We start from the raw sequence: 21,692 nt of genomic DNA, 5'->3' as shown, positions 1-21,692 counted from the left end.
ATAGCCATCATCGACATCACCGGCGTGCCGACGGTTGACACGCTGGTCGCACAGCATCTGCTGAAGACGGTAGCCGCCGCGCGGCTGATGGGGGCCGACTGCATCATCAGCGGTATCCGCCCGCAGATCGCCCAGACCATGGTCCACCTCGGCGTCGAACTGAACGTCACCTCGAAGGCCAATCTCGCCGACGCGTTCGCGCTCGCGCTGCGGCGTATCGGGCGTGCCGTGGTCGCGGTCAAGCCGGCCTCGCCCCTTTCAGCCGCGTGATCCGCCATGGACCGGATTCCCATCCTCAAGCTTGGATCGGCGCTGCTGGTGACGATCCAGATGGATCTGCATGACGGTCTGGCCACGGCGCTGGAGGAGGACCTGACCGCCCGTATCGTCGAATCCGGCGCTCGGGGGGTGCTGATCGACATTTCGGCGGTGGAGATCGTCGACAGCTTCATCGGCCGGACGCTGTCCGACATTGCCACCGTTGCCCGCGTGCTCGACGCCCAGACGGTCGTTGTCGGCATGCGTCCGGCGGTCGCCATCACCCTGGTGGAGCTTGGCCTGTCGCTGCCCGGTGTCGCCACGGCGCTGAATGCGGAGCGCGGCATGGCGCTGATCCGCAAACAGGAGCATGACGCGGCGACGGACGACATCGCCGAAGGCAACGACGCAGTTGAGCAATGACCTTCGCCACCGGCCCGCGGTCGCGGACCCTGTCGCCTTGGATTTGCTGATCCGGCGTTTCGCGTGCGAACCTTCCCCCGATGCGCGGTCCTAGCGTCATGCCGATCCGGTCGGGGGAGGATGTCGTGCGTATCCGGCAGGAAACTCGGCGCTTTGCGATCGAGGCGGGCATGGGCCTGGTCGATCAGACGAAGCTGGTGACCGCGGCCAGCGAACTGGCGCGCAACACCCTGACCCACGGCGGCGGAGGGGAGGCGACCATCGCCTTCGCCGGCGTCCCGCCGCGCTGCGGTGTCCGCATCCTGTTCCAGGATCACGGGCCCGGCATAGCCGATATCGAGCAGGCGATGCGCGACGGCTATACGACGGGGAAGGGGATGGGTCTCGGCCTTGGCGGATCGCGCCGGCTTTGCAAGGAATTCAGCATCGAATCCAAGCCCGGCTCCGGCACGCGCGTCACGATCGCGCACGGCACATGACCGAGATGCGCCGCCATACGATCCAGGAGGCGACCGATGTCAGCAGCGCGAGGCGGGACATCAGCGGCCTGACGGCCGCCCTGGGCTATGATGAGACACGCGCCGGCCAGGTCGCGATCATCGTGACGGAACTGGCGCAGAACATGCTGCGCCATGCCGGTGGAGGAGAGCTGCTGGCGGGGCCGGACGAGGGCGATCCAGGGGGGATCGAGATCCTGGCGCTGGACCGCGGTCCGGGCATCATCGACGTTGCACAGTCGCTGCGGGACGGGTTCTCCACCGGTGGTACCAGCGGTAACGGGTTGGGCGCAGTCCGCCGGCTCTCCCGGGAGATGCTGTTTCACGTCGAGGCGGCCCGCGGCACCGCTATCTTGGTGCGGACGGGGGGAACGCTGCCGAAACCGCCGCGGCGCCCTGCAGCGGCGCTGTGCGTGGCGAAACCCGGGGAGACGGCTTGCGGCGACGCGGCGGCGATCCGCACCGACCCCGACGGGACCGTCCACCTTCTGCTGGCCGACGGTCTCGGGCACGGTCCCGACGCGGCCCGGGCGTCCGGCATGGCCGCGCGGGCGTTCCTGGTCCATGACGGGCGGGACTCGTCCGCCCTGCTGGCTGGGCTGCACGCGTCCCTGCGTTCGACCCGGGGCGCGGCGCTGGCCGCGGCGCGGATCGCGGACGGCAAGGTGACCTATGGCGGGATCGGCAATATCGCCGGGCTGATCGTGGATTCGGGGGGTGTGCGCCGGATGGTTTCCCACAGTGGGACTGCGGGGCACGTCGTGGGACGCATCCAGGTGTTCGAGTATCCGCTGTTCTCGACCCCTGTCCTGGTGATGTTCTCCGACGGCCTGACGTCGACGTGGTCGCCGGACGGACGAGGGGGCCTGTTCGGTCAGGATCCGATGCTGATCGCCGGGGTGCTCTATCGCGACCATAACCGGGGTCGTGACGATGCCTCGGTGGTGGTCTGGAAGGGTTGAGCGATGGCGCTGACCATTCCGCTCGTGGGTTCGGACGACATCCTTGCCTGCCGGCGGCATGCCTTGAGCCTGACGGGTGCCGGCGTCCCGGATGGACGGCGCTTCGCCGCAGCCGTAACCGACCTTGCCTGCGCGGCATTGCTGCTGGGTGGCGATCTCCGCGCTGTTTTCGACCGCCAGGCAGGACGCGTCTGGGCGCGGATCGAGGGGGCGCCGCTGAACGCCCTGCTGCCCGACCTGGAGGCACTGCATCCGGCGGTCACCGGTCGTCTCCGGCTTGATGTCGACGCCGAGGCCGTCACGCTGGTGCTGGACGGCGCGGCGTCGGACGCCGCGCCGGGCGAAGCCTCATCCGCCGATCCGATCGGCGAACTGCGGGCGATGAACGGCGAGTTGCTGGCGGCCGAGGAAACCGGCCTCACTCACCAGGAGGAGCTGCTGCGCTTGAACGCGGAGCTGGAGGACACCAATCGCGGCGTGCTCGCACTCTACGGCGAGCTGGATGACCGGGCGGAGGAATTGCGGGCGGCGGGGGAGCTGAAGACGCGGTTCCTGTCGAATGTCAGCCATGAGCTCCGTACACCGCTGAACTCGATCCTGGCCCTGTGCCGGCTGTTGCTGGACCATGCGGACGGGCCGTTGCAGGAGGAACAGGAGAAGCAGGTTTCCTACATCCTGGTATCGGCGACCAACCTGACGGAACTGGTCAACGACCTGTTGGACCTGGCGAAGGCGGAGGCGGGGCGCCTGGAGGTCAGGCCGCGGATGTTCGCGCTGCCCGAACTGTTCGGCAGTCTGCGCGCCGTGATGCGGCCACTGCGCCAGTCCGACGACGTGGAGCTGATCTTCGAGGAACCCCAGGCGGCGCCGATGCTGTTCACCGATGACGGAAAAGTGTCGCAGATCATGCGCAACCTGGTTTCAAACGCATTGAAATTCACGGAACAGGGAGAAGTGCGCGTTTGCGGCGCCTTCGCCGGCGGCGATTGCCGGCTGACGGTCGCGGATACCGGGATCGGCATCAGCGAAGCGGACCGGGACCGCGTCTTCGACGAGTTCACGCAGATCGCCAACCCGTTGCAGGGCAAGGCGAAAGGCACCGGTCTGGGTCTGTCGCTGTCCCGCCGGCTGGCGACGCTGCTGGGTGGGTCCCTGACGTTGGTCAGTGCGGTCGGCGTAGGCTCGACGTTCACATTGGCGCTGCCGCTGCGGTTCCCGCGGGACGAGCCGTCGGTGACGGACGAACCGGGAGTCGTCACCGACGTTCTGTCAGGCAAAGGTGGTGACGCACCGGAATGGTTCGGAAAGACGACGGATCGGGAAGAAGACGCGGGATGAGTTCGCTGATTCAGGAGCAGCGGCGGCCGACCGTCCTGAATGTCGATGACGACGCGGCGAGCCGCTATATCAAGACGCGCTCGTTGCGCATGGGCGGGATGGATGTCCTGGAAGCCGCCGACGGCCGCACGGCACTGGAGGTCATCGCCCAGCGCCAGCCGCTGCTGGTGCTGCTGGACGTCAACCTGCCGGACATCAACGGGCTGGAAGTCTGCCGTCGGCTGAAATCCGCCTGGCCCGACATCATCGTCATCCAGATCTCGGCGACCTCGATCTCCACCACCGACCGGGTCAGCGGCCTGGACAGCGGCGCAGACTGCTACTTGACGACACCCGTCGAACCGATCGAGCTGATTGCCGTCGCCCGCGCCATGCTGCGCCTGCGCAACGCGGAATTCCAGGCGCAGGAGGTGGGTGAGCGCTATCGCATGATCGTCGAGAGCGCGATCGACTATGCGATCTTCACCTGCGATCTCGACGGTTGCGTCACCAGTTGGAACTCCGGTGCGAGCGCGCTTCTTGGTTACGATCATGGCGAGATCATCGGCCAGCATTACGATTGCCTCTTTGTCCTGGACGATGTCGACACCGGGGTGCCGTTGCAGGAGATGCTGGCGACAGGGCGGGGGGAGAGTGTCCGTTCCGAACGCTGGCACCAGCGCCGCGACGGCAGCCGCTTCTGGTCCAGCGGCCGGATGGTGCCGTTGCGCGACCGTCGTTCGGTCGTCGTGGGCGCGCTGAAGATCCTGTACGACCGGTCCGTGGAGAAAGAGGCGCGCGACGCGCTGGAGGCACTGAACCAGGACCTGGAGCGGCGCGTTGCAGAGCGCACGCGAGACTTGGAAGCGGCGAACGACAAGCTGCGGCGGGAGATCGAAGAGCGCGAACGCACCGAGGAACAGATCCGCCAACTGCAGAAGATGGAGGCGTTGGGCCACCTGACGGGCGGGATCGCGCATGACTTCAACAACCTGCTGATGGCGATCCTGGGCGGGCTGGAAGTGACGCGCAGCCGGGTGGACGATCCGCGCCTGCAACGGTTGCTGAACAGTTCGATCAGCGCCGCGCAGCGGGGTGCGAAGCTGGTCAGCCAGTTGATGGCATTCGCGCGCAAGCAGGACCTGTGTTTGGAACATCTCCAACTGAATGCGCTGGTGCATGACACGCGGGCGTTGCTGGAGCGTAGCGTCGGTCCGTCGGTCAGCCTGCAACTGGACCTGGCGCCGGACGCCTGGCCGGTGGTGGCGGATGCCAGCCAGGTCCAGACGGCGCTGTTGAACCTGGCGATCAACGCACGGGATGCGATGCCGGATGGCGGGCACCTGCGTATCGTCACCGGCAACGTCACGATCGACGATTCGCCGGAAAACCTGCAGTTGGCGCCTGGGGACTACGCCCGGCTGGACATCCAGGACAGCGGCACCGGCATGACGGATGAGGTGAAGGCACGGCTGTTCGAGCCGTTTTTCACCACCAAGGACGTCGGCAAGGGGACCGGCCTGGGGCTGGCGCAGGTCTATGGTTTCGTCCGCCAGTCGGGTGGCGACGTCAGGGTGCATAGCGTGCTGGGCAGCGGGACGACGATCACCATCCTGCTGCCCAGGTCGTCCATTCTGGCGTCAAACGGACCGGCACCGGCCGATCCAGAGTGAGCGCCGGTGTCGTCACCGGGGATCGCGGATGATGCAACGAAAGCCGATGTGACTCGTGGACGTATCGATTGGTTCTGCCTGGCGCGCGGGAGGCCGGTATCGCAGGCAGTAATTGGGCGCGCACAGGTGCGACCCTCCCTTCACCACGCGTCGCGTGGCCCGCGGATCGGTATCGTCGGGGGAACAGCATGCGTGCTTAACGGGGGCATGGGGCGTGACGGGGCTGTCCGTCCATTCCCAGACATTGCCGATCATGTCGAACAGGCCATAGCCATTGGCCGGGAAGGCGCCGACGGGCGAGGTGCCCTCATACCCGTCCTCCGCCAGGTTTTCCCAAGGGAAGCGGCCTTGCCAGGTATTGGCCATGATGCGCCCGCCCGGCATGGGCTCGTCGCCCCAGGCATAGGCTGCGCCATCCAGGCCGCCACGGGCGGCGAATTCCCATTCCGCCTCGGTCGGCAACGCCTTGCCGGCCCACGCGGCATAGGCGAGGGCGTCATGATATCCGACATGCACCACCGGATGGTCCATGCGGCTTGAGATGTCGCTGTCCGGTCCTTCCGGATGTCGCCAGTCGGCCGACGGCACATAGGCCCACCACATCCGGTAATCGCCCAGCGGAACCGGCCCCGGCGGCTTGCGGAACACGGACGAGCCGGGCACCAGCAGCGAAGGGTCGGCATCGGGATACAACGTCGGGTCGGGCCGCCGCTCTGCCATGGTGACATACCCGGTGGCCTCGACGAACCGGGCGAAGGCGCGGTTGGTGACGAGGTAACGGTCGATCCAGAAACCATCGACGCTCTCGCGGTGGATCGGGCGTTCCTCACGATAGAAACGATCCGAGCCCATCAGGAAGGCACCACCGGCGATCCATGCCATGTCCTGGGTCGGGAGGGGGCATTGCCCCCTCCCGATCGCCTTCCCTGTCGTGGTGGTCACCGTCCCGCCTGTTGGGGGACGAAATCCAGCGGCGAGCCAGGTGGGATCAGCTCTTCCTGCTTCACGCTGTCCTCGAATGCCCGCACGATGCGGTGGGCGTGCTGCATGACCCACCAGCGGACATAGCGCTGGTTCACCGGCTCACGTTCCTTCGGGTCTTCCTGGAGATGCGTGATGCGCGCGAAACCCAGCGGCAGCTCCGGGTCGTGGAAGTGCTGCTGACGCTTGAAGTTGATCTTGAAGTCCTTCCACTTCACGGCGTGCAGCTCGTCCTTCAGCCACACCAGGCAGGATTCGCGGTTGGAGGCCGGCTGCTCTCCCAGAAAGAACGGGCTTTGGTCGACGCCGTCGATCAGGCGGTCCTTGGGGGCGCTGCATCCGGCGAAGCTCAGCAGTGTGGTGAACATGTCGGTGACATGCACCATTTCGTTGCTTTCGACACCGGCGGGAATCTTGCCGGGCCACCGGATCAGCAGGGGCGTGCGGATGCCGCCTTCGGCGGAACTGAAATAGGACCCATCGAAGAAGCCGCCGGTGCCGCGGCCGGCCAGGTGATCCTCGGCGCCGTTGTCGCCGCACATCACGACGATGGTGTTGTCGCGGACGCCCAGCTCATCCAGCTTGTCGAGCAGGACGCCGAAATCATGATCCAGCATCAGCAGGCAGTCGCCCCAGTCGCCGTTGGTGCTCTTGCCCTTGAACTCGTCGCGCGGAAGCATCGGGAAATGCATCAGCGAATGGTTGAAGTAGCAGTAGAACGGCTTGCCGGCTTGCGCCGACTTCTCCATGAATTTCAGCGCCCGGCGCTGGTATTCCAGGTCGCAGGTCTTCTTGGTCTCCATGGTCAGTTGCTGGTCCAGCAGCGGCCACGCGCCCTTGCCCTTCACGCCTTCATGCATGTGGGAGTAGCCGTCCCGCTCCGGCACGTAGTGTGGATCCTCGGTCCACATGCATTCGTCGTAAGTGCGCAGCGGGCCGTACCATTCGTCGAAGCCATGATCGGTCGGGAACCGCCCGGCCTCGGCGCCGATGTGCCACTTGCCATAGATCGCCGTGGCGTAGCCGGTTTCCGACAGGACCTCGGCGATCGTGCGTTCCCAGGTCACGATGCCGCCGCCGTTGCCGCCCAGCGCGATCGTATGGTTTCCGGAACGGATTGGAAAGCGCCCGGTCATGAGTGCCGAGCGGGTGGGGGTGCATTGGGGCTCGACGACGTAGTGCGTGAGCTTGGTGCCTTCCTTGGCGAACTGGTCCATCCGCTTCGTGTCGGCGCCGCGCAGGATGCCGCCGCCGTAGCAGCCGAGTTCGCCCATGCCCAGGTTGTCGACGTGGAAGAACAGGATATTCGGTTTGGGGGACGTCACGGGTTTGACTCCGTTATGACTTTGTTTTGGATAAGTCGCGAGTGCGGGACGACGTGTCCCGTCGCTCGCTACAGAAGCTGGCCTATGCCCTGCGGGCCTACGTCCATGCCGAAGCCGGTCAGGCCGCCCGACTTCAGTTCGGAGCCCATCGCCGCGATCGACTCCTCTCGGATCAGTCCTTTCAATTTGTGTACAAGCTCCATGAACCCGGGGGTTTCGGTCATGGCGGCAGTACGGGGCCTGGGCAGCGGCACGCGAACCTCCGCCTTGATCCGCCCTGGCCTTGCCGTCATCACGTAGATGCGGTCCGACAGGAAGACCGCCTCTTCGATATCGTGTGTAACGAACAGAACCGAGATCCGGAACTGTTGCCACATATTCGTCAGTATTTCCTGCATCACCGCTCGGGTTTGCGTATCCAGGGCGCCGAATGGCTCATCCATCAGCAGGACCTGCGGGCTGGTGGCCAGCGCGCGCACGATGCCGATGCGCTGCTTCATGCCGCCGGACAACTGGTCGGGATAGTGGTTCTCGAACGCCAGCAAGCCCGCGAGCCCCAGCAGCGTGCGAGCCGACGATTCCCGCTTGCTGCGCGCAACGCCATTCATTCTCAGGCCGAATTCGACGTTCTTCCGTACCGTCAGCCAGGGAAACAGCGAATACTGCTGGAACACGACACCGCGGTCCGAACCGGGGCCGGTGATCGCCACCCCGTCCAGCAATGCCTGCCCGCTGGAGGCCCTGGCGAAGCCGGCGACGATGCTCAGCAGGGTGGACTTGCCGCAGCCCGACGGCCCGATCAGCGAAACGAACTCGTTGGGCTGGACGGTGAGCGAGACGTTCTTGACGGCCTGCACCACGGAATCGCGGTTGGCGAACCGGACGCTGACGCCCTGGACGTCGATGAAGCCCTTGTCGCTCATTTCTTGCTCTCCGGTGCGAAGGCAAGCCACGGCATGGCCAGGCGGCCGACGAGGCGGATGGCGCCGCTGCACAGCAGGCCCAGCATCCCGATGGTGATCATGCCCAGCACGATCGCCGGGTAGTTGACCAGCGAGTACGCCTCCCAGGTGTAGTAGCCGACGCCGAACTGGCCCGAGATCATTTCGGCCGCGATCAACGATACCCAGGCGACGCCCATGCCGATCGCCAGGCCGGTGAAGATATGGGACAGCGCGCCGCGCAGGATGACGTGCCAGAATAGCTGCAGTTCGTTCGCGCCCAGGCATTGCCCCGCCCGCAACAGCACGCCGTCCATCGCCTGGACGCCATGGACCGTGTTCAACAGGATCGGGAAGAAGGCGCCGATGAAGGTGATGAAGATGATGCTGGATTCGTTGCTCGGCCAGAGCATGATCGACATCGGCACCCAGGCGATCGCCGGGATGGGCCGCAACACCTCGACGGCAGGCATCGTCAGCGCCCTGATCCGGGGGTACCGCCCGATCAGCAGGCCCAACGGCACGCCGACGACGATGGCGAACGCGAAGCCTGAGAGGATACGCTCCAGGCTCATCCCGACATTGATCAGGAACTTGGTGGAGCCGACGACTTCGCCGGCCTGGACCAGGACCTCATAAGGCGTCGGTATGTTCTGGAACCGGATATAGAAATTGATCCGGTACCTGGTGCCGAGGTACCAGACAATGAACAGGAAGCCGATCGACACGCAGGCCGAGGCCATGGCGACCAGCCGTTCCGAACTGATCCGGACCGGCAGGCGCATCGGCTTCTGGGCCGGAGCAGCGGTCTCATCCGGCTTCTCCCGCTCGAAATAGCGGATCACGGGTCCCTCGGTCACTGGCATGGCCTCTGCGCTCATGATGCTGCCCTTCCCGATCAGGGAGTGAAGTCCGCGACGTCCTTGATGGCCTCGGCGTAAGTGGCGAGCCTGCCGCCATTCGCTTTCGCATAGGCCTCGGCATCCCGTTTCAGAAGAAACGGTGTGATGGCGGGCTTCTTGGGGTCCTTGTCGTTCACCGCGAAGAAGGCTTCATCGGCGAAGACCTTGATGCCCAGTTGGTGGTCCACGAGGTAGACGGCGTTCAGCGCCTTGCCCGCGGCCTGGTACTGCCGAACGCCCAGCAGGGTGCAGACGGGGGAGCTGAAGCTCACGATGTCGCCGCCACGGATCCAGACCTGGCCCGCTTCGGCGGGATTGGTGATGGGCGTCTTGCAGACCGGGTCCCGGCCCTTCACGTCATAGCTGGCCATCGACTTGAGCTGTTTGTCATAGTCCCGCCCCTCGTTCTTGAACGCTTGGCGCACATAGGTGTCGTTGATCCAGGTGTCGATATCGAGCGGCTTGATCATGTTCAGGTGCTGCAACACCCCGTAATCGGTTTTCAGCGCCGCCACCCAGGCCGGCTTGATCGTGGGATCCAATGTCATGATCCCGTCCGGCCCCAGGTAGATGTAAGCGACTTCCTTGTTGATCTTCGTCCAGTCTTCGATCTTGGTGGCGGCGAGCTGGGGATTGGACCGGAACCAGTCGTTCGCCTGCATCACGGCTTCGATGTATGCGACGACGACCTCGGGATATTTGTCCGCGAAGTCCTTGCGCACGATCACGGCGTGCAGCGTCGGGACGCCCGTTTCCGCTCCGTCATAAATCTTCCTGGCGAAACCCCGAAAGGGCAGGAGCTCCGGGAACGGCACGAAGTCGGCATGCGCGTCGATGCGCTTCTGCTGCAGGTTGGTGGTGCCGATTTCGGGGGACTGCGACACCAGGTTCCAGAAATCATTGGTCAACCCATGCATCTGCAGCGCACGCAGCAGCATCCCGTGGGCGGCCGATCCGAATGGCACCGAAACGGTCTTGCCCTTCAGGTCGTCGAAGTCGTAAAGCGGCGTGTCCTTGTTCACGACGATGCCGTTGCCGCCGCCATGGGCATTGTACGCCAGGATGGCCACCAGTTCCGTCGCATTGCCGGTGGCCTGTCCGGTAGCCCCGTCGACCAGCAGCGGATAGTCGCCCATCATGCCGATCTGGATGTTGTTCGCCATCATCCCGTTCGTGATCGGCGGACCGGAGGTGAAGTTCTGCCAGGACAGCGAATACGTGATGTTTTTGTATTTGCCGGTCTTGGGCAGAAGTTTCTTGAACAGCCCAAGCTGCTGGAGGACGACGCCGCCGGTGACGGTGTTGGTCGTCGTGTCCTGGATGCCGATGCCGATGTCCAGCGTCTCCGCGCCCGCGGATCGAAGGCCGACAGTCAGCGCCAGTGCCGCGGACAAAGCGGTCATGGCCAATCGTTTACGCCGGACGGCACCCATTCAGCCTCTCCCTGCCAGGAATTCAAAACACGCCGGTAGCGCCTAGAGTATTCCGCTCAGTCGCTGTCGGAACGCGGCACTCCGTTCGTCCAAGCCGACCCAGGTCACGACCGAACCGAGACCGCGGTACTTGGTTTCAATCGCCTCCAGTGCGGCGACGCTGGAGGCGTCCCAAATCGGCGAATGCGTCAGGTCTATGGTGACATCGGCCGGATCGGCCGCATGGGTGAAGTGTTCGTGCAGGTCGTGGCTGCTGCCGAAGAACAGGGGGCCATGCACGACGTAGCGCACCGCGTTGCCGTCACCCAACAGCGTCCGATGGGCGATCGTGCCCTGCGCCGCGCGGCGGGCGAAGACGATGGTGGCCAGGACAACGCCGCACAGGACCCCCAGCGCGAGATTGCCGGTCGCGACCGTGACGCCGACCGTCAGCAGCATGATCGCGGTCTCCGACACAGGCATGCGCTTCAAGGTCCCGGGCCGAACGCTGCGCCAGTTCACCGTGCGGATCGCCACGATCATCATCACCGCCGCCAGCGCCACCATGGGGATCCGCGCCATGAGGCCGCCGAGACCGGTCAGCATCGCGAGCAGCGCCAGGGCGGCGACCGCAGTCGACAGGCGGGTGCGGCCGCCGCCGATCTCCACGTTGACGATGCTCTGGCCGATCATGGCGCAGCCGCCGATGCCGCCCCACAGGCTGGCCAGGACGTTTGCGACGCCAAGCGCCCAGCATTCCTTGCCCTTGTTGGACGGGGTGCGGGTCAGGTCGTCCACCAACCGGGCCGTCAGCAGCGTTTCCAGGAGGCCCACGAAAGCGACGCTGAGCGCGGTAGACCAGATGATCCGCAGCGTATCGAGATTGAGCGGCACCAGAAGCGGCGTCAGCCCCGGCAGCCCGGCCGAGGCCGGCGCGTCGCCGCTGACGTTCGGCACATGAAGATGCCCGAAGCCGACGATCGCGGTGGCCGCCACGATGGCGACCAGCGCGGCGGGGACGGCGGTCGTGACGCGCGGCAACAACAGGGTGATCGCCGCGGTCACGGCGAACAGGCCGTAAACCACCGGATCGCCGCCGATGACGTGCGGCACCTGGGCGCAGAAGATCAGGATGCCAAGCGCGTTGACGAAGCCAAGCATGACGGACCGCGGGATGAAACGGGTCATGCGCGCAAGGCCGGCGGCGCCGAATGCCACCTGGACAATGCCGGCGAGGATGACCGTCGGCAGCACATAGGGTACGCCATGCGCCCGCACCATCGGACCGATCACCAGCGCCACGGACCCCGCGGCCGCGGTCACCATGGCCGGGCGACCACCCAGGATGGACATGACGAACGCCAGGACGACAGAGGCGACCAGCGCCACCTTCGGGTCGACGCCGGATACGAACGAGAACGAAATGACCTCGGGGATCAGCGCCAGCATCGTCACGATGCCCGCCAGGCCCTCTCGGACGACCCCGCTCGGCGATCGCAGAAGTGTCCACGGCCGCGCCGTGTCGGTGAATGGCGGCGGCGCGGTGAGCGGGCCGGCGACAGTCATGCGCGGGAACGCTCCGGGATGGCTTGGCCAGGGCGGCTGTGTTGGGCCGCGGGGGTGGAAGCGTTCGGTGTGGGGGTCGGATCCATGACTTGCTTCATGGATGGACCCTAACACCGAGACATCATGACGTCATTATGAACAAATAGAGAAAATCAGCGATGTCGAATATTCTTTGTTCAGATACTAAAATTCCTCCATTCAGAACCCATGGTCAATCCCATAATGCATATATATAGTGCATGTTAAGACCATGATTTATGCATATATGGAAAATATGACCATATAATAGTCATATCGACTGACTCCGTCGGCGCGCCAATCGCGTCACGAAGCTGATCTGGTCCCCCCGGTAGTGCAGACGCTCATAATCAATCGGCCGCCGGTCAGCACAGAACGACGTCCGTTCGACCAGGAAGATCGGGCTGCCAAGCGGCACACACAGGGCAACGGCTACGTCGGAATTGGCAGCGATCGCTTCCAACCGGTAATCGGCTTCCGTCAGCGGCAGGTCGTATTTCTGTTCCAGGAGGGTAAAGATCGGATCGACCTCCAGGTCGTCGGCCATCACCTTCACTCCGACCTCGTGGGGCAGGTAGGTTTCGTCCAGCGACATGGGCACGCCGTCAGCCAGGCGGACACGCCGAATGCGGACGACCGGAACGCCTGGCTCCAGTTTGAGATGTTCGGCCACGGCTTCGGTCGCGGGCAGCACCTGCTTGTCGATCAGCCGAGCGGTCGCCTGCTTGCCGAGGGCCTGCATGTCCTCGACGAATCCGGTCAGGCCGCTGAGTTCCTGGGTCAGCTTGGGGCGGGACACGAATGTGCCGCGGCCGCGCCGGATTTCGACAAGACCGCGTCGCGCGAGATTTTGCACGGCGGCGCGAATCGTCGTGCGGCTGACTGAGAACCGGGCGATCAGGCTATCTTCGGGCGGCAGTTGCGTACCGGGTTGAAGCTGCCCGCTTTCGATGTTGGCGGCCAGGAGCGCTTCGACCTGGGCGTATAAGGGGACGGCGCTTGTCGTATCGATCGGCATACTCTGCATAGTACGCGTTCGACATCATTATGTCATGACCAGACAAACAAGTGCCGAGACCCGAATGCCACTTTCGTGAACCGTCCCTCGCGTAACCCACCGATCCAGGCTCTCGAAGAAGGCGCGGACGGCAAGCGAAAAGGAGTCGGCCTGGTGAAGTCCGTGAAGCAGATTATGGGTGCCAGCTTCCATGTCGCCGAGGCCGGCGCAGGCTCCTATCGGATGCTGGGCCTTCTCCGTTGGGTGATGGTCCTGATATTCGTGACCTTCGGACTGCAGAAGTTCACGCCGCAATCGGCCCATGGCATCGCGCTCTACATCAGCAACAGCCCGGTCGTTTCCTGGCTTTCCATCTTCGGCGTGAGGGGAGAAGCCAATCTTCTTGGCGTCATTGAGTTGACCATCGCCGTGCTCCTGGCTGTCGGAGCGTTCATCCCCGTTCTCTCCGCGCTCGGTTCGCTGATGGGGGTCGGTACGTTTCTTATTACATGGTCGTTCTTTTTCTCGACGCCGGGCGTCGTGAAATGGAGTGTCTCCACCGACCCGATCGCCTGGAACCTGACGGGGGAATTCTTGTTCAAGGACATCGTCCTGTTGTGCGTTTGCCTGGTCCTGTTCCTGGCATCCGCACCGAGGAAGCTCGTCCCGTTACGTTGGGAATGATCGGAAAGGATCGCGTCCCGTCGACGCCGGCGACCCGCCGCCGGTCATTGGGCGCGGAGGGGAACTCCGCGATCCCGGTGGGGCTTTCATGCCGCCGGGCAGGTTCCCGCCGGGTCAGGATGCCGGCGGCGTTTCCAGCCGGTCCGAACCCGCTTAATCCTGCCGATAATTCGGCGCCTCGCGATCGATGGCCACGTCGTGGACATGGCTCTCGCGCAGGCCTGCGCCGGTGACGCGGCGGAAGCGCGCATTGGCCTGCAGTGCCGGGATGTTCCCGCTGCCGGTATAGCCCATGCCGGCCCGCAGGCCACCAACCAACTGGTGGACGACATTGCGCACCGGACCCTTGTAGCCGACCCGGCCCTCGATGCCTTCGGGGACCAGTTTCAATTGGTCCTTGATGTCCTGCTGGAAGTAGCGATCGGCCGATCCGCGCGCCATGGCGCCGATACTGCCCATGCCGCGATAGGATTTGTAGGATCGGCCCTGATACAGGAACACTTCACCCGGCGCCTCATCCGTGCCGGCCAGCAGGCTGCCGATCATGCAGCAATCCGCCCCGGCCGCGATCGCCTTGACGATGTCGCCGCTGGTGCGCATGCCGCCGTCAGCGATGCCCGGCACCCCTTGCTCCCGGCAGGCGGCGGCGGTTTCCATGACCGCGGTGAACTGCGGCACGCCAACGCCCGCGACGATGCGGGTGGTGCAGATGCTGCCCGGACCGATGCCGATCTTCACCGCGTCCACCCCGGCATTGATCAGCGCAAGCGCGCCCTCGGGCGTCGCCACGTTGCCGCCGATCACCTGCACGGTGTTGGAGGCCTTCTTGATCGCCTCGACCGCGCGCAGTACGCCTTCCGAGTGGCCATGCGCCGTGTCCACCACGATCACGTCCGCCTGTGCCGCGATCAGCGCCTTGGCCCGGGCCTCGCCGTCCGGTCCGACGCCTGTCGCCGCCGCCACGCGCAGCCGGCCCAACTCGTCCTTGTTCGCCAGCGGATGCGATTCCGCCTTGTCCATGTCCTTCACCGTGATCAGGCCGATGCAGCGATAGGCGTCGTCGACCACGATCAGCTTCTCGATCCTGTGCTTGTGCAGCAGCCGCCGCGCCTCGGCGGGGTTCACGTCGGCCGAGACGGTGACGAGGTTCTCCCGCGTCATCAGCTCATAGACCTTGAGCGTCGGTTCGGTGGCGAAGCGGACATCGCGGTTGGTGACGATGCCGACCAGCCGGTTGGTGCCGCGTTCCACCACCGGGATGCCGCTGATCCGGTGGGAGGTCATGATCGCCTTCACGTCCGCCAGGGTCTGGTCGGGGTGGATGGTCAGCGGATTGACGACCATGCCGGACTCGAACTTCTTCACCCGCCGGACCTGGGCGGCTTGTTCTTCCGGAGACAGGTTCTTGTGGATCACGCCCATGCCGCCGAGCTGCGCCATGGCGATGGCCATGTCGGCCTCGGTGACGGTGTCCATTGCGGCCGAGATCAGCGGAATGTTCAGCGATATTTCCCGCGTCAGCCGGGCGACGGTGCTGGTGCTGCTCGGCAGGACCTGGGAGTAGGCAGGAACAACCAGCACGTCATCGAAGGCCAGCGCTTCTTCGACCCGCGACGCAAGGCGCGCATAGCCGGTTGAGGGATCGTCCGCCGATGGGAGATCGAATGCCATGGTCCGGCTACCTTTCCGCTACCTTGGCGGCCCCATGTAGGCGGCTGACCCGGAGTCTGCAAGCATGGAAAAGCGTCGGCGCAATGACAGTCTGTATTGCGTGGTTCGCCTGTCCCCCCGCTTACCCTGCTGATGACCCCGTCGATGATCCCATCCATGATCCCGCCGGAGCCGGCTTATTCCGGCGTCGGCCAGATCGCCTTGGCGACTGCCATCGAGGCGGGGTTCGTCGTCACCGGCCGGCCATCTTGCCATTGCAGGATCATCAGCTCCGCGTCGACGCGCCGGCCGTTCGCATCGTACTTGATGTGGTTGCCGGGAAAGAGTTTCGCCGGCCCGTCGCGGAAGTCGAAAGCGCGGATCTGCTCCGCGACCTTCTGCCGGTCGGCGCTGCCGGCCTGATCGACGGCCTTGGCGAGCAGCATGATATGGCCGTAGGCCATCAGCGGCTCCTGCAGCATCCACGGCTCCTTGGTGCGGGCCATGTAGCGGCGCTCGATGTCCTCCAGCCCTTTACCGGCGCCGGCGGCGGTGATCACCATCAAGCCCTGGACGGCGCTCTTGCCGGCATTCGCCACCAGCTCCGGCGTCGCCCAGTGGCCGCCATTGCCGATGACCGGCAGCTTGCCGCCGGACAGGCCGTATTCTCCCAGCCCATCCAGGATCATCTTGTCGTCGCCCACGTTGGACGGGAGCGCCAGCAGGAAGTCGGGCCGAGCGCTGCGGATCTTCTGGATCAGGGTCGTGGCATCGGTCAGCGGCGGCGTGAACACCTCATCCACCACCGGCGTCAGCCCCAGGTCGTGCAGCACGTGGCCGCGGATGGGTTTGAGGAAGCTGACCGAGGAGGCGGTGTTGTCGGCCAGGATGGCGATCTTCTTCGGCCGCTTGCCTGTCGTGCGCTGCGCCAGGTCCAGGATCGTCGGCAGCGCCTTTTCCGCCTGGTCCACAGCGGTCGGCGAGGATTGGAAGACGTATTTGAAGCCGCGTCCGGTGATCAGGTCGGAATAGGACTGGGTGAACCAGGGTATCCGGGCCCGCTCGGTCACCTCGGTGATCGCCAGCGTGAAGGTCGACAGCCACCCGTCCAGACCGCCCGAAACGGCAGGCTGTTCGGCGACCATCCGCTGCGTGGCGTTCTTGGCTTTCTCCGCCGAATCGCCGGCGTCGTACGTCACCAGCCGGACTTTCGCGCCGCCCAGCGACTTGATGCCGCCCGCGGCGTTGACGTCGTCGACCGCCATCTGGGCGCCGCCTAGCTGCAGTTGGCCTTCCCGGGCCCAGGCGCCCGATAAGGGGGAGACGAAGGCGAACGTCACTTCGGACGCCGCGCTGGCGGAGCGGATGAGCGGCCAGGACGCGGCGCCGGCGACCAGGGCACGACGGGATACGAGCATGGTTTCCTCCCAGACTTTCTTATGCCTGGGAGCAGCGCATGCCGGCGCCCGACTGTAAAGGTCAGGGCGTGTGGGGCATGATCTCGGAGGCAAACCAGTCCATCCGCTGCAGGGTCGACGGCAGTTCCCCGGTGCGGAAGTCGAAGCTCAGATGCGAGACGCCCAGGCGGCGATAGGTCTCCACATCCTCCAGCACCTGGGCGGCGGAACCGGAGAACGGCATGCGGTCCGGTGCATCGATGGCGGTCTTCGTCTCGTGCAGGCGGGCGACATAGGCGATGGTGATCTGGCCGTAGTCGCGCCCGGCGGCTTCGGTCATCCGTTTCAGGTCGTCCAGCATCACGGAGAATGCGGGTGGGCGCAGCTCTGCGGTCGCCACCGTACCCAGCGGATGCCAGCCATCGGCGTGGCGGGCGGTCCGACGCAGGGCGGCCTTGCTGTGGCCGCCGACCCAGATGGGCGGGTGCGGGCGCTGCACCGGCAAAGGCTCGCAGCGGACCGGGCCGAAGCTGTAGTAAGTGCCGTGATGCTCGACCGGTCCGGGCGACCAGAGTTTCTTGTAGATCGCCAGGTATTCGTCGCTGACCGCGCCCCGGCGATCGAAATCGGGCGCCCCGAGGGCGGCGAATTCCTCCCGCATCCAGCCGACGCCGACGCCCAAGGTCACGCGACCCTTCGACAGCACGTCGATCGTGGCGATCATCTTGGCGGCGAGGACCGGGTTCCGATGGGGCAGGATCAGCACGCTGGTCACGAAGCGCAGCCGGGACGTCGCGCCGGCGACGAAGGCCATCAGCGACAGCGGCTCGATCGCGTCGCCCGTGCTGGGATGCTTGCCGCTGGCGTCATACGGGTACTGCGAGGCGACGGCGGTCGGGAACACGATATGGTCGGCGATCGTCGCGGAGGTGAAGCCAAGCCGTTCGCCGTGACGTGCCATCGTAACAATTCCGTCATGCGTCGCCAAAGGGCCGCGCACCGGCAAACCGAACCCATATTGCATACAGTCCTCCCGATTCATTGGAGGGGACGGTAGTCTGGTTGAGGGGCTGGAGTAAGGGCTCCGGAACGAGTCCCGATATTGTTGCATGACTGCCATCGCCCGGAGTCCGGCTGAATCGGCCCCTTTGCCTTGCTTTTATGTTGCGCTGCACAATATGGCAGGCACTATGGCGTAATCGCTTGGCGATTGACGAGGCAGGCATGAGACGACCTGATCAGCGGCAGGAAGGCCGCAATACGACTTCGCTTACCGCCTGGCTTCCGGTTCTGGCGGCCATGGCGGTCATGGTGACCGGCTGCTTGAGCACGTTCCTGGTCCTCCAACTTGATGAGTTCCGGCCCCAGGTCGGCGACATCGTCGCGTTCCGGCCGGGCTCCGAGGACGCCGACATGTGGCAGATGAAAGTGCCGGCGACCGTGGTCGCCGCCGGGGCGCCGTCCGGGACCTGTTCTCTGGACCCGAATGTTATCGCTACCAACGGCGGCAGCCTGATCGTGGAAGCGCGGCAGGAAACGCCGGCGCTCAGCTATCAGGTCCATTGGTCGGGTATGCGGACCGATACGGCGCATGACTGCGGGACGCATGCTGAACTGGTGGTGTCCCGGACCGATCTGCAGCGGCTGGCGAATGCGGCCGGCGGGTTCGGCGTCGGCGACAAGGGCGTCGTCCGGTAAGAGGTTCCCGCAGCAGCCGGCCTTGCCGGCGGGTGCCGCGGGAACAGCTTAGGCGCGGGTGGCAGGCCTGCGCCTGTCATGGCGAAGGAATGCCTATCCTCCGGGCGCTGTTGCCGTCTACGGTCCCGTCTTCGGTTGCCCGTGACGACAGCGACGAGGCGCGCGTTCCCGGCGGCCTGTCGATGCGTTATGGTCCGTAGGATGACAGCCGATAGTCCAGAGACGCAGCAGACGATCTTTGAGGCTTCGATCGTCCCCTACCGCAGCCTTGGCCGGAAGGGCGTCTTCGTCCTGGTGGGTGTCCTCACCGTTCTCGTGACCTTGATCATCACCCGCGTCCTGCTGATCGGAGCATGGCCCGTCGCGCTGTTCAGCGGCGTCGAGGTGCCGCTGCTGATCCTCCTCCTATGGCTCAACATGCGCGCTCGGCGGATCAGCGAGATGATCATCGTGACGGCGCGGGACGTCACCGTCACCCGGACCGATTGGACTGGACGCCGCAGCACCTTCCAGATGCCCGCCGGTTGGCTGAGGGTCGACCGCCAACTGACCGCCGGCGCGTCCCGGTTGCTGTTACGGGCGCACGGGACGGAGCGGGAAGTGGGCGGCTTCTTGCACGAGGCGGACCGGGAGTCGCTGTATCGCGGTCTCCGCGACGCACTGCACAGTATTCGAAACCCGTCTTTCGACAATCCACAGCTACGGGACGACTGAACGATCCCGGCACGGATGTCCGATATCAACATTCCGTGAGGCCGGGACAGGATCGCGTACGCAACAAACGCCGAACGCCCTCGACGCGCCGCCGATCCAAACCCGTAAAACCGCTAAGATCAGGACTCGGCGGGACCCATCGACTTGATCAAGTCGAACACCCGCTTGCGGATGGACGGATCGGTGATCCGGTAATACGCGCGGACGAGTTCCAGCGTTTCGCGGCGACTTAACGTATCATCCCCGAACGGATCCTGACTTTCCGATTGGCCGGGAGACCGGCGCGACGGAAGCCCGCCAAAATTACTGGCGAGACTATCGGGCATGTCGTCGAAGAAGAAGCTGATCGGCACGTCCAACACGCGCGACAAATCGAACAGGCGGGATGCACCCACCCGATTCACGCCGCGCTCGTATTTCTGGACCTGCTGAAACGTCAGGCCCAGGGATTCGCCAAGCCGTTCCTGGCTCATGCCCAGCAAGGTTCGGCGAAGACGGATACGCGAACCAACATGTACGTCGATCGGGCTGGGGCGGCTTTCCCGATCATTACCTAAGAGTTGTTCAACCCCTGCCATGCCACTCATTCCTTTCGTCGTCGCCGCCGCCTTGTCCATATAAAGCGGCGCGGACCATTTCGCCAACGCAGTTTGATCCGGCCGACATGCGCCACCATACCCATCTACCCGGTTATTTGCAACCAAAAATTGTCGCAAACGGGAGTTTCTACGGGTTTGGGTTTTTTTAATCCAGATATGGATCAAAATTTAAACTATGGCCGTTCCCCGCCAGCGCGAGCACCTCGAACCGCGGCAAGCAACACAACCGCACATAATAAAGCCGGCAACAAGAGGCCATAACGAGAAAAAAGTGTCGAATTTAATGATCCAGGCAGATTTACGGCCAAGAAGCCGGTTTTTCGTAGGCCCAGACGTTCTATTTCATGGCCATAGGCATCAAATGCAGCGGAAATCCCGGTGTTTGCCGCCCGCATCATGGGCAGACCTTCCTCCACGGCGCGCAATCGCACCGCGGCAAGATGTTGGCGTGGCCCACTAGAATTGCCAAACCATGCGTCGTTCGTAACGTTGATCATCCAGTCGGGCCGGTCGCCTGAAGCAACGACCTCCCCCGGGAAGATCGCCTCGTAGCAGATCAAGGCGCCCACAGGCGGCAGCCCGGGCACGTGCAGCGTCTTTGGCCCTGGACCTGCCGCGAATCCGCCGCCTGGGACCACCTGAATGCCAAGCGGCAGCCAGTCCGGTTGATATTCCCCAAACGGAACGAGATGCCATTTGTCGTAGATCGCTTCGACCGTCCCGCTCGGGCCCAAGGCGAACAGGCTGTTGCGCGGGTGGTCCTCCCGATCGAATCGCACCGACCCGATCAGCGCCTGGTTGCCGCCCGTGGCTTCCGAGATCAGGCGGCGCGCCTCGGCGTCGGTTTGCAGCAGGGCCGGACTCGCGGTCTCGGGCCACACCACCACCGCCGGCTTCCCATCCGCCGCCGCCACCGCCTGCCGCGTCAGCGTCAGGTAATGGCGGAAAATCGAGACCATCAGCGTGCGGTCCCATTTCTGGCCCTGCGCGATGTTGCCCTGGATCAGCAGGACTTTCAGGCCGGGCGCGGGGGGCGCCGGCCCTTCGAGTCGCAGCACGCCGAAGCCGATCCATGCCAGCAGCGCCACGGCGGCCGCTCCCCGCCAGCGCCAGGAGAGGAGGGGGGCTGCCGCCAGCAGCAGGGTCGCGACCGTCATGCCGTGAACGCCGACAAGACTGGCCAACTGGATCATCACATCGCCGGCGTAGCCTGGGAACTCCCAGACGCTGCCCAGCGGGTTCCAGGGAAAGCCGGTCGCGACGAACTGCCGTGCCAGGTCTGCCAGCCCCCAGGCGCCCGCCAGGGCGAACGCCGCCGGCCAGCCCGGACGGAAAAGCCGGGCGACACCGGCAGGGGCGGCAATGAAGGCCGCGAGTACGGCCGCCAGCGCCGGTACCGCCAGCGGCACCAGCCACCAGAACCGGGCCGCCTCGAACAGGATCGCGTCAGTGATCCAGTAAAGCCCAAGCAGGTTCAGGCCAAAGCCGAAGAAGAACCCCCGCCGGGCGGCGACCCACGGAGTCGATGCGGCATTGATCAAGGTCAGCAGCACCGGGATGGAGATCGCCAGGACCGGCACCGCAGTGATCGGCGGCAGGGCCGCGGCGGCCAGCATGCCCGCCAGCATGGCGGACAGATCGGCCCGCCATCCGCGCAAGCGTGCGAGCCGATCGGCTA

At 65.0% G+C, this 21,692-nt stretch carries 21 protein-coding genes; 9 read left to right on the top strand and 12 right to left on the bottom strand.

All coding sequences use genetic code 11. The annotated features are described in order from the left end of the window. From VHB27_RS17825 to VHB27_RS17800, 6 genes are all read left to right on the top strand, one after another. The coding region (locus VHB27_RS17825) for an STAS domain-containing protein (RefSeq protein ID WP_325602964.1) at positions 1-270 on the top strand (270 nt) is incomplete at its 5' end. A gap of 6 nt (positions 271-276) precedes the next feature. Then, positions 277-681: an STAS domain-containing protein gene (locus tag VHB27_RS17820; RefSeq protein ID WP_325602962.1), complete on the top strand. Its 405-nt coding sequence runs from the start codon at positions 277-279 to the stop codon at positions 679-681. 80 nt (positions 682-761) lie between these two features. Continuing rightward, positions 762-1,160: an anti-sigma regulatory factor gene (locus VHB27_RS17815; RefSeq protein ID WP_325602960.1), complete on the top strand. Its 399-nt coding sequence runs from the start codon at positions 762-764 to the stop codon at positions 1,158-1,160. Continuing rightward, positions 1,157-2,140 carry a SpoIIE family protein phosphatase gene (locus VHB27_RS17810; protein WP_325602958.1) on the top strand — a complete coding sequence of 328 codons (984 nt, stop codon included), beginning with the start codon at positions 1,157-1,159 and terminating at the stop codon, positions 2,138-2,140. Before VHB27_RS17815 ends, VHB27_RS17810 begins: the two co-directional genes overlap by 4 nt. Positions 2,141-2,143: 3 nt before the next feature. After that, complete coding sequence (locus VHB27_RS17805; RefSeq protein WP_325602956.1) at positions 2,144-3,478, top strand: sensor histidine kinase; 1,335 nt, start codon at positions 2,144-2,146, stop codon at positions 3,476-3,478. Then, complete coding sequence (locus VHB27_RS17800) at positions 3,475-5,130, top strand: ATP-binding response regulator (RefSeq protein WP_325602954.1); 1,656 nt, start codon at positions 3,475-3,477, stop codon at positions 5,128-5,130. Before VHB27_RS17805 ends, VHB27_RS17800 begins: the two co-directional genes overlap by 4 nt. Positions 5,131-5,142: 12 nt before the next feature. Here VHB27_RS17800 and VHB27_RS17795 read toward each other — a convergent pair whose 3' ends face one another. The 7 genes from VHB27_RS17795 to VHB27_RS17765 all read right to left on the bottom strand — a co-directional run bounded on the left by VHB27_RS17795 (position 5,143) and on the right by VHB27_RS17765 (position 13,302). Beyond that, positions 5,143-6,012 carry a formylglycine-generating enzyme family protein gene (locus VHB27_RS17795; RefSeq protein ID WP_325602952.1) on the bottom strand — a complete coding sequence of 290 codons (870 nt, stop codon included), beginning with the start codon at positions 6,010-6,012 and terminating at the stop codon, positions 5,143-5,145. A gap of 56 nt (positions 6,013-6,068) precedes the next feature. Then, complete coding sequence (locus tag VHB27_RS17790; RefSeq protein ID WP_325602949.1) at positions 6,069-7,436, bottom strand: arylsulfatase; 1,368 nt, start codon at positions 7,434-7,436, stop codon at positions 6,069-6,071. A gap of 68 nt (positions 7,437-7,504) precedes the next feature. Further along, positions 7,505-8,359 carry an ABC transporter ATP-binding protein gene (locus VHB27_RS17785; RefSeq protein ID WP_325602947.1) on the bottom strand — a complete coding sequence of 285 codons (855 nt, stop codon included), beginning with the start codon at positions 8,357-8,359 and terminating at the stop codon, positions 7,505-7,507. Beyond that, positions 8,356-9,258, bottom strand: coding sequence for an ABC transporter permease (locus VHB27_RS17780; RefSeq protein ID WP_325602944.1), 903 nt, complete (start codon positions 9,256-9,258; stop codon positions 8,356-8,358). Before VHB27_RS17780 ends, VHB27_RS17785 begins: the two co-directional genes overlap by 4 nt. A 17-nt stretch (positions 9,259-9,275) precedes the next feature. Next, complete coding sequence (locus VHB27_RS17775) at positions 9,276-10,682, bottom strand: ABC transporter substrate-binding protein (RefSeq protein ID WP_325602942.1); 1,407 nt, start codon at positions 10,680-10,682, stop codon at positions 9,276-9,278. 72 nt (positions 10,683-10,754) lie between these two features. Further along, positions 10,755-12,257 (bottom strand): SulP family inorganic anion transporter, encoded by a 1,503-nt coding sequence (locus tag VHB27_RS17770; RefSeq protein ID WP_325602940.1) that lies wholly within the window; start codon positions 12,255-12,257, stop codon positions 10,755-10,757. 289 nt (positions 12,258-12,546) lie between these two features. Then, complete coding sequence (locus VHB27_RS17765; protein ID WP_325602938.1) at positions 12,547-13,302, bottom strand: GntR family transcriptional regulator; 756 nt, start codon at positions 13,300-13,302, stop codon at positions 12,547-12,549. A gap of 66 nt (positions 13,303-13,368) precedes the next feature. Here VHB27_RS17765 and VHB27_RS17760 point away from each other — a divergent pair, with 66 nt between their 5' ends. Beyond that, positions 13,369-13,956, top strand: a complete 588-nt coding sequence (locus VHB27_RS17760; protein WP_325602936.1) for a DUF417 family protein — start codon at positions 13,369-13,371, stop codon at positions 13,954-13,956. Positions 13,957-14,109: 153 nt separating this feature from the next. Here the strand turns inward: VHB27_RS17760 and guaB are convergent, their stop codons facing one another. The 3 genes from guaB to VHB27_RS17745 all read right to left on the bottom strand — a co-directional run bounded on the left by guaB (position 14,110) and on the right by VHB27_RS17745 (position 18,027). After that, positions 14,110-15,627 carry an IMP dehydrogenase gene (gene guaB / locus VHB27_RS17755; RefSeq protein ID WP_325602934.1) on the bottom strand — a complete coding sequence of 506 codons (1,518 nt, stop codon included), beginning with the start codon at positions 15,625-15,627 and terminating at the stop codon, positions 14,110-14,112. A gap of 176 nt (positions 15,628-15,803) precedes the next feature. Then, positions 15,804-17,024 (bottom strand): ABC transporter substrate-binding protein, encoded by a 1,221-nt coding sequence (locus VHB27_RS17750; RefSeq protein WP_325602932.1) that lies wholly within the window; start codon positions 17,022-17,024, stop codon positions 15,804-15,806. A 61-nt stretch (positions 17,025-17,085) separates the two neighbouring features. Beyond that, the gene (locus tag VHB27_RS17745) at positions 17,086-18,027 is read right to left on the bottom strand and encodes an LLM class F420-dependent oxidoreductase (RefSeq protein ID WP_325602930.1); all 942 of its coding nucleotides are present in this window, start codon (positions 18,025-18,027) and stop codon (positions 17,086-17,088) included. Positions 18,028-18,227: 200 nt separating this feature from the next. Between VHB27_RS17745 and VHB27_RS17740 the strand changes: the two genes are divergently transcribed. Both VHB27_RS17740 and VHB27_RS17735 read left to right on the top strand, forming a co-directional pair. Further along, complete coding sequence (locus tag VHB27_RS17740; protein WP_325602928.1) at positions 18,228-18,701, top strand: hypothetical protein; 474 nt, start codon at positions 18,228-18,230, stop codon at positions 18,699-18,701. Between the two features lie 201 nt (positions 18,702-18,902). Further along, on the top strand, positions 18,903-19,415 hold the full coding sequence (locus VHB27_RS17735; RefSeq protein WP_325602926.1) for a DUF2244 domain-containing protein: 513 nt from the start codon (positions 18,903-18,905) through the stop codon (positions 19,413-19,415). Between the two features lie 119 nt (positions 19,416-19,534). Here VHB27_RS17735 and VHB27_RS17730 read toward each other — a convergent pair whose 3' ends face one another. Beyond that, positions 19,535-19,993: a helix-turn-helix domain-containing protein gene (locus tag VHB27_RS17730; RefSeq protein WP_325602966.1), complete on the bottom strand. Its 459-nt coding sequence runs from the start codon at positions 19,991-19,993 to the stop codon at positions 19,535-19,537. A 194-nt stretch (positions 19,994-20,187) separates the two neighbouring features. Further along, positions 20,188-21,672, bottom strand: coding sequence for an apolipoprotein N-acyltransferase (gene lnt, locus VHB27_RS17725; RefSeq protein WP_325602924.1), 1,485 nt, complete (start codon positions 21,670-21,672; stop codon positions 20,188-20,190). Positions 21,673-21,692: the final 20 nt, after the last annotated feature.

Origin of the sequence: Rhodopila sp., assembly GCF_035548235.1 — a bacterium.
In the GTDB taxonomy this organism is placed as follows: domain Bacteria; phylum Pseudomonadota; class Alphaproteobacteria; order Acetobacterales; family Acetobacteraceae; genus Rhodopila.
Note: the sequence above shows the minus strand (reverse complement) of the source record. Positions and strands in the feature narration are given on the sequence as shown.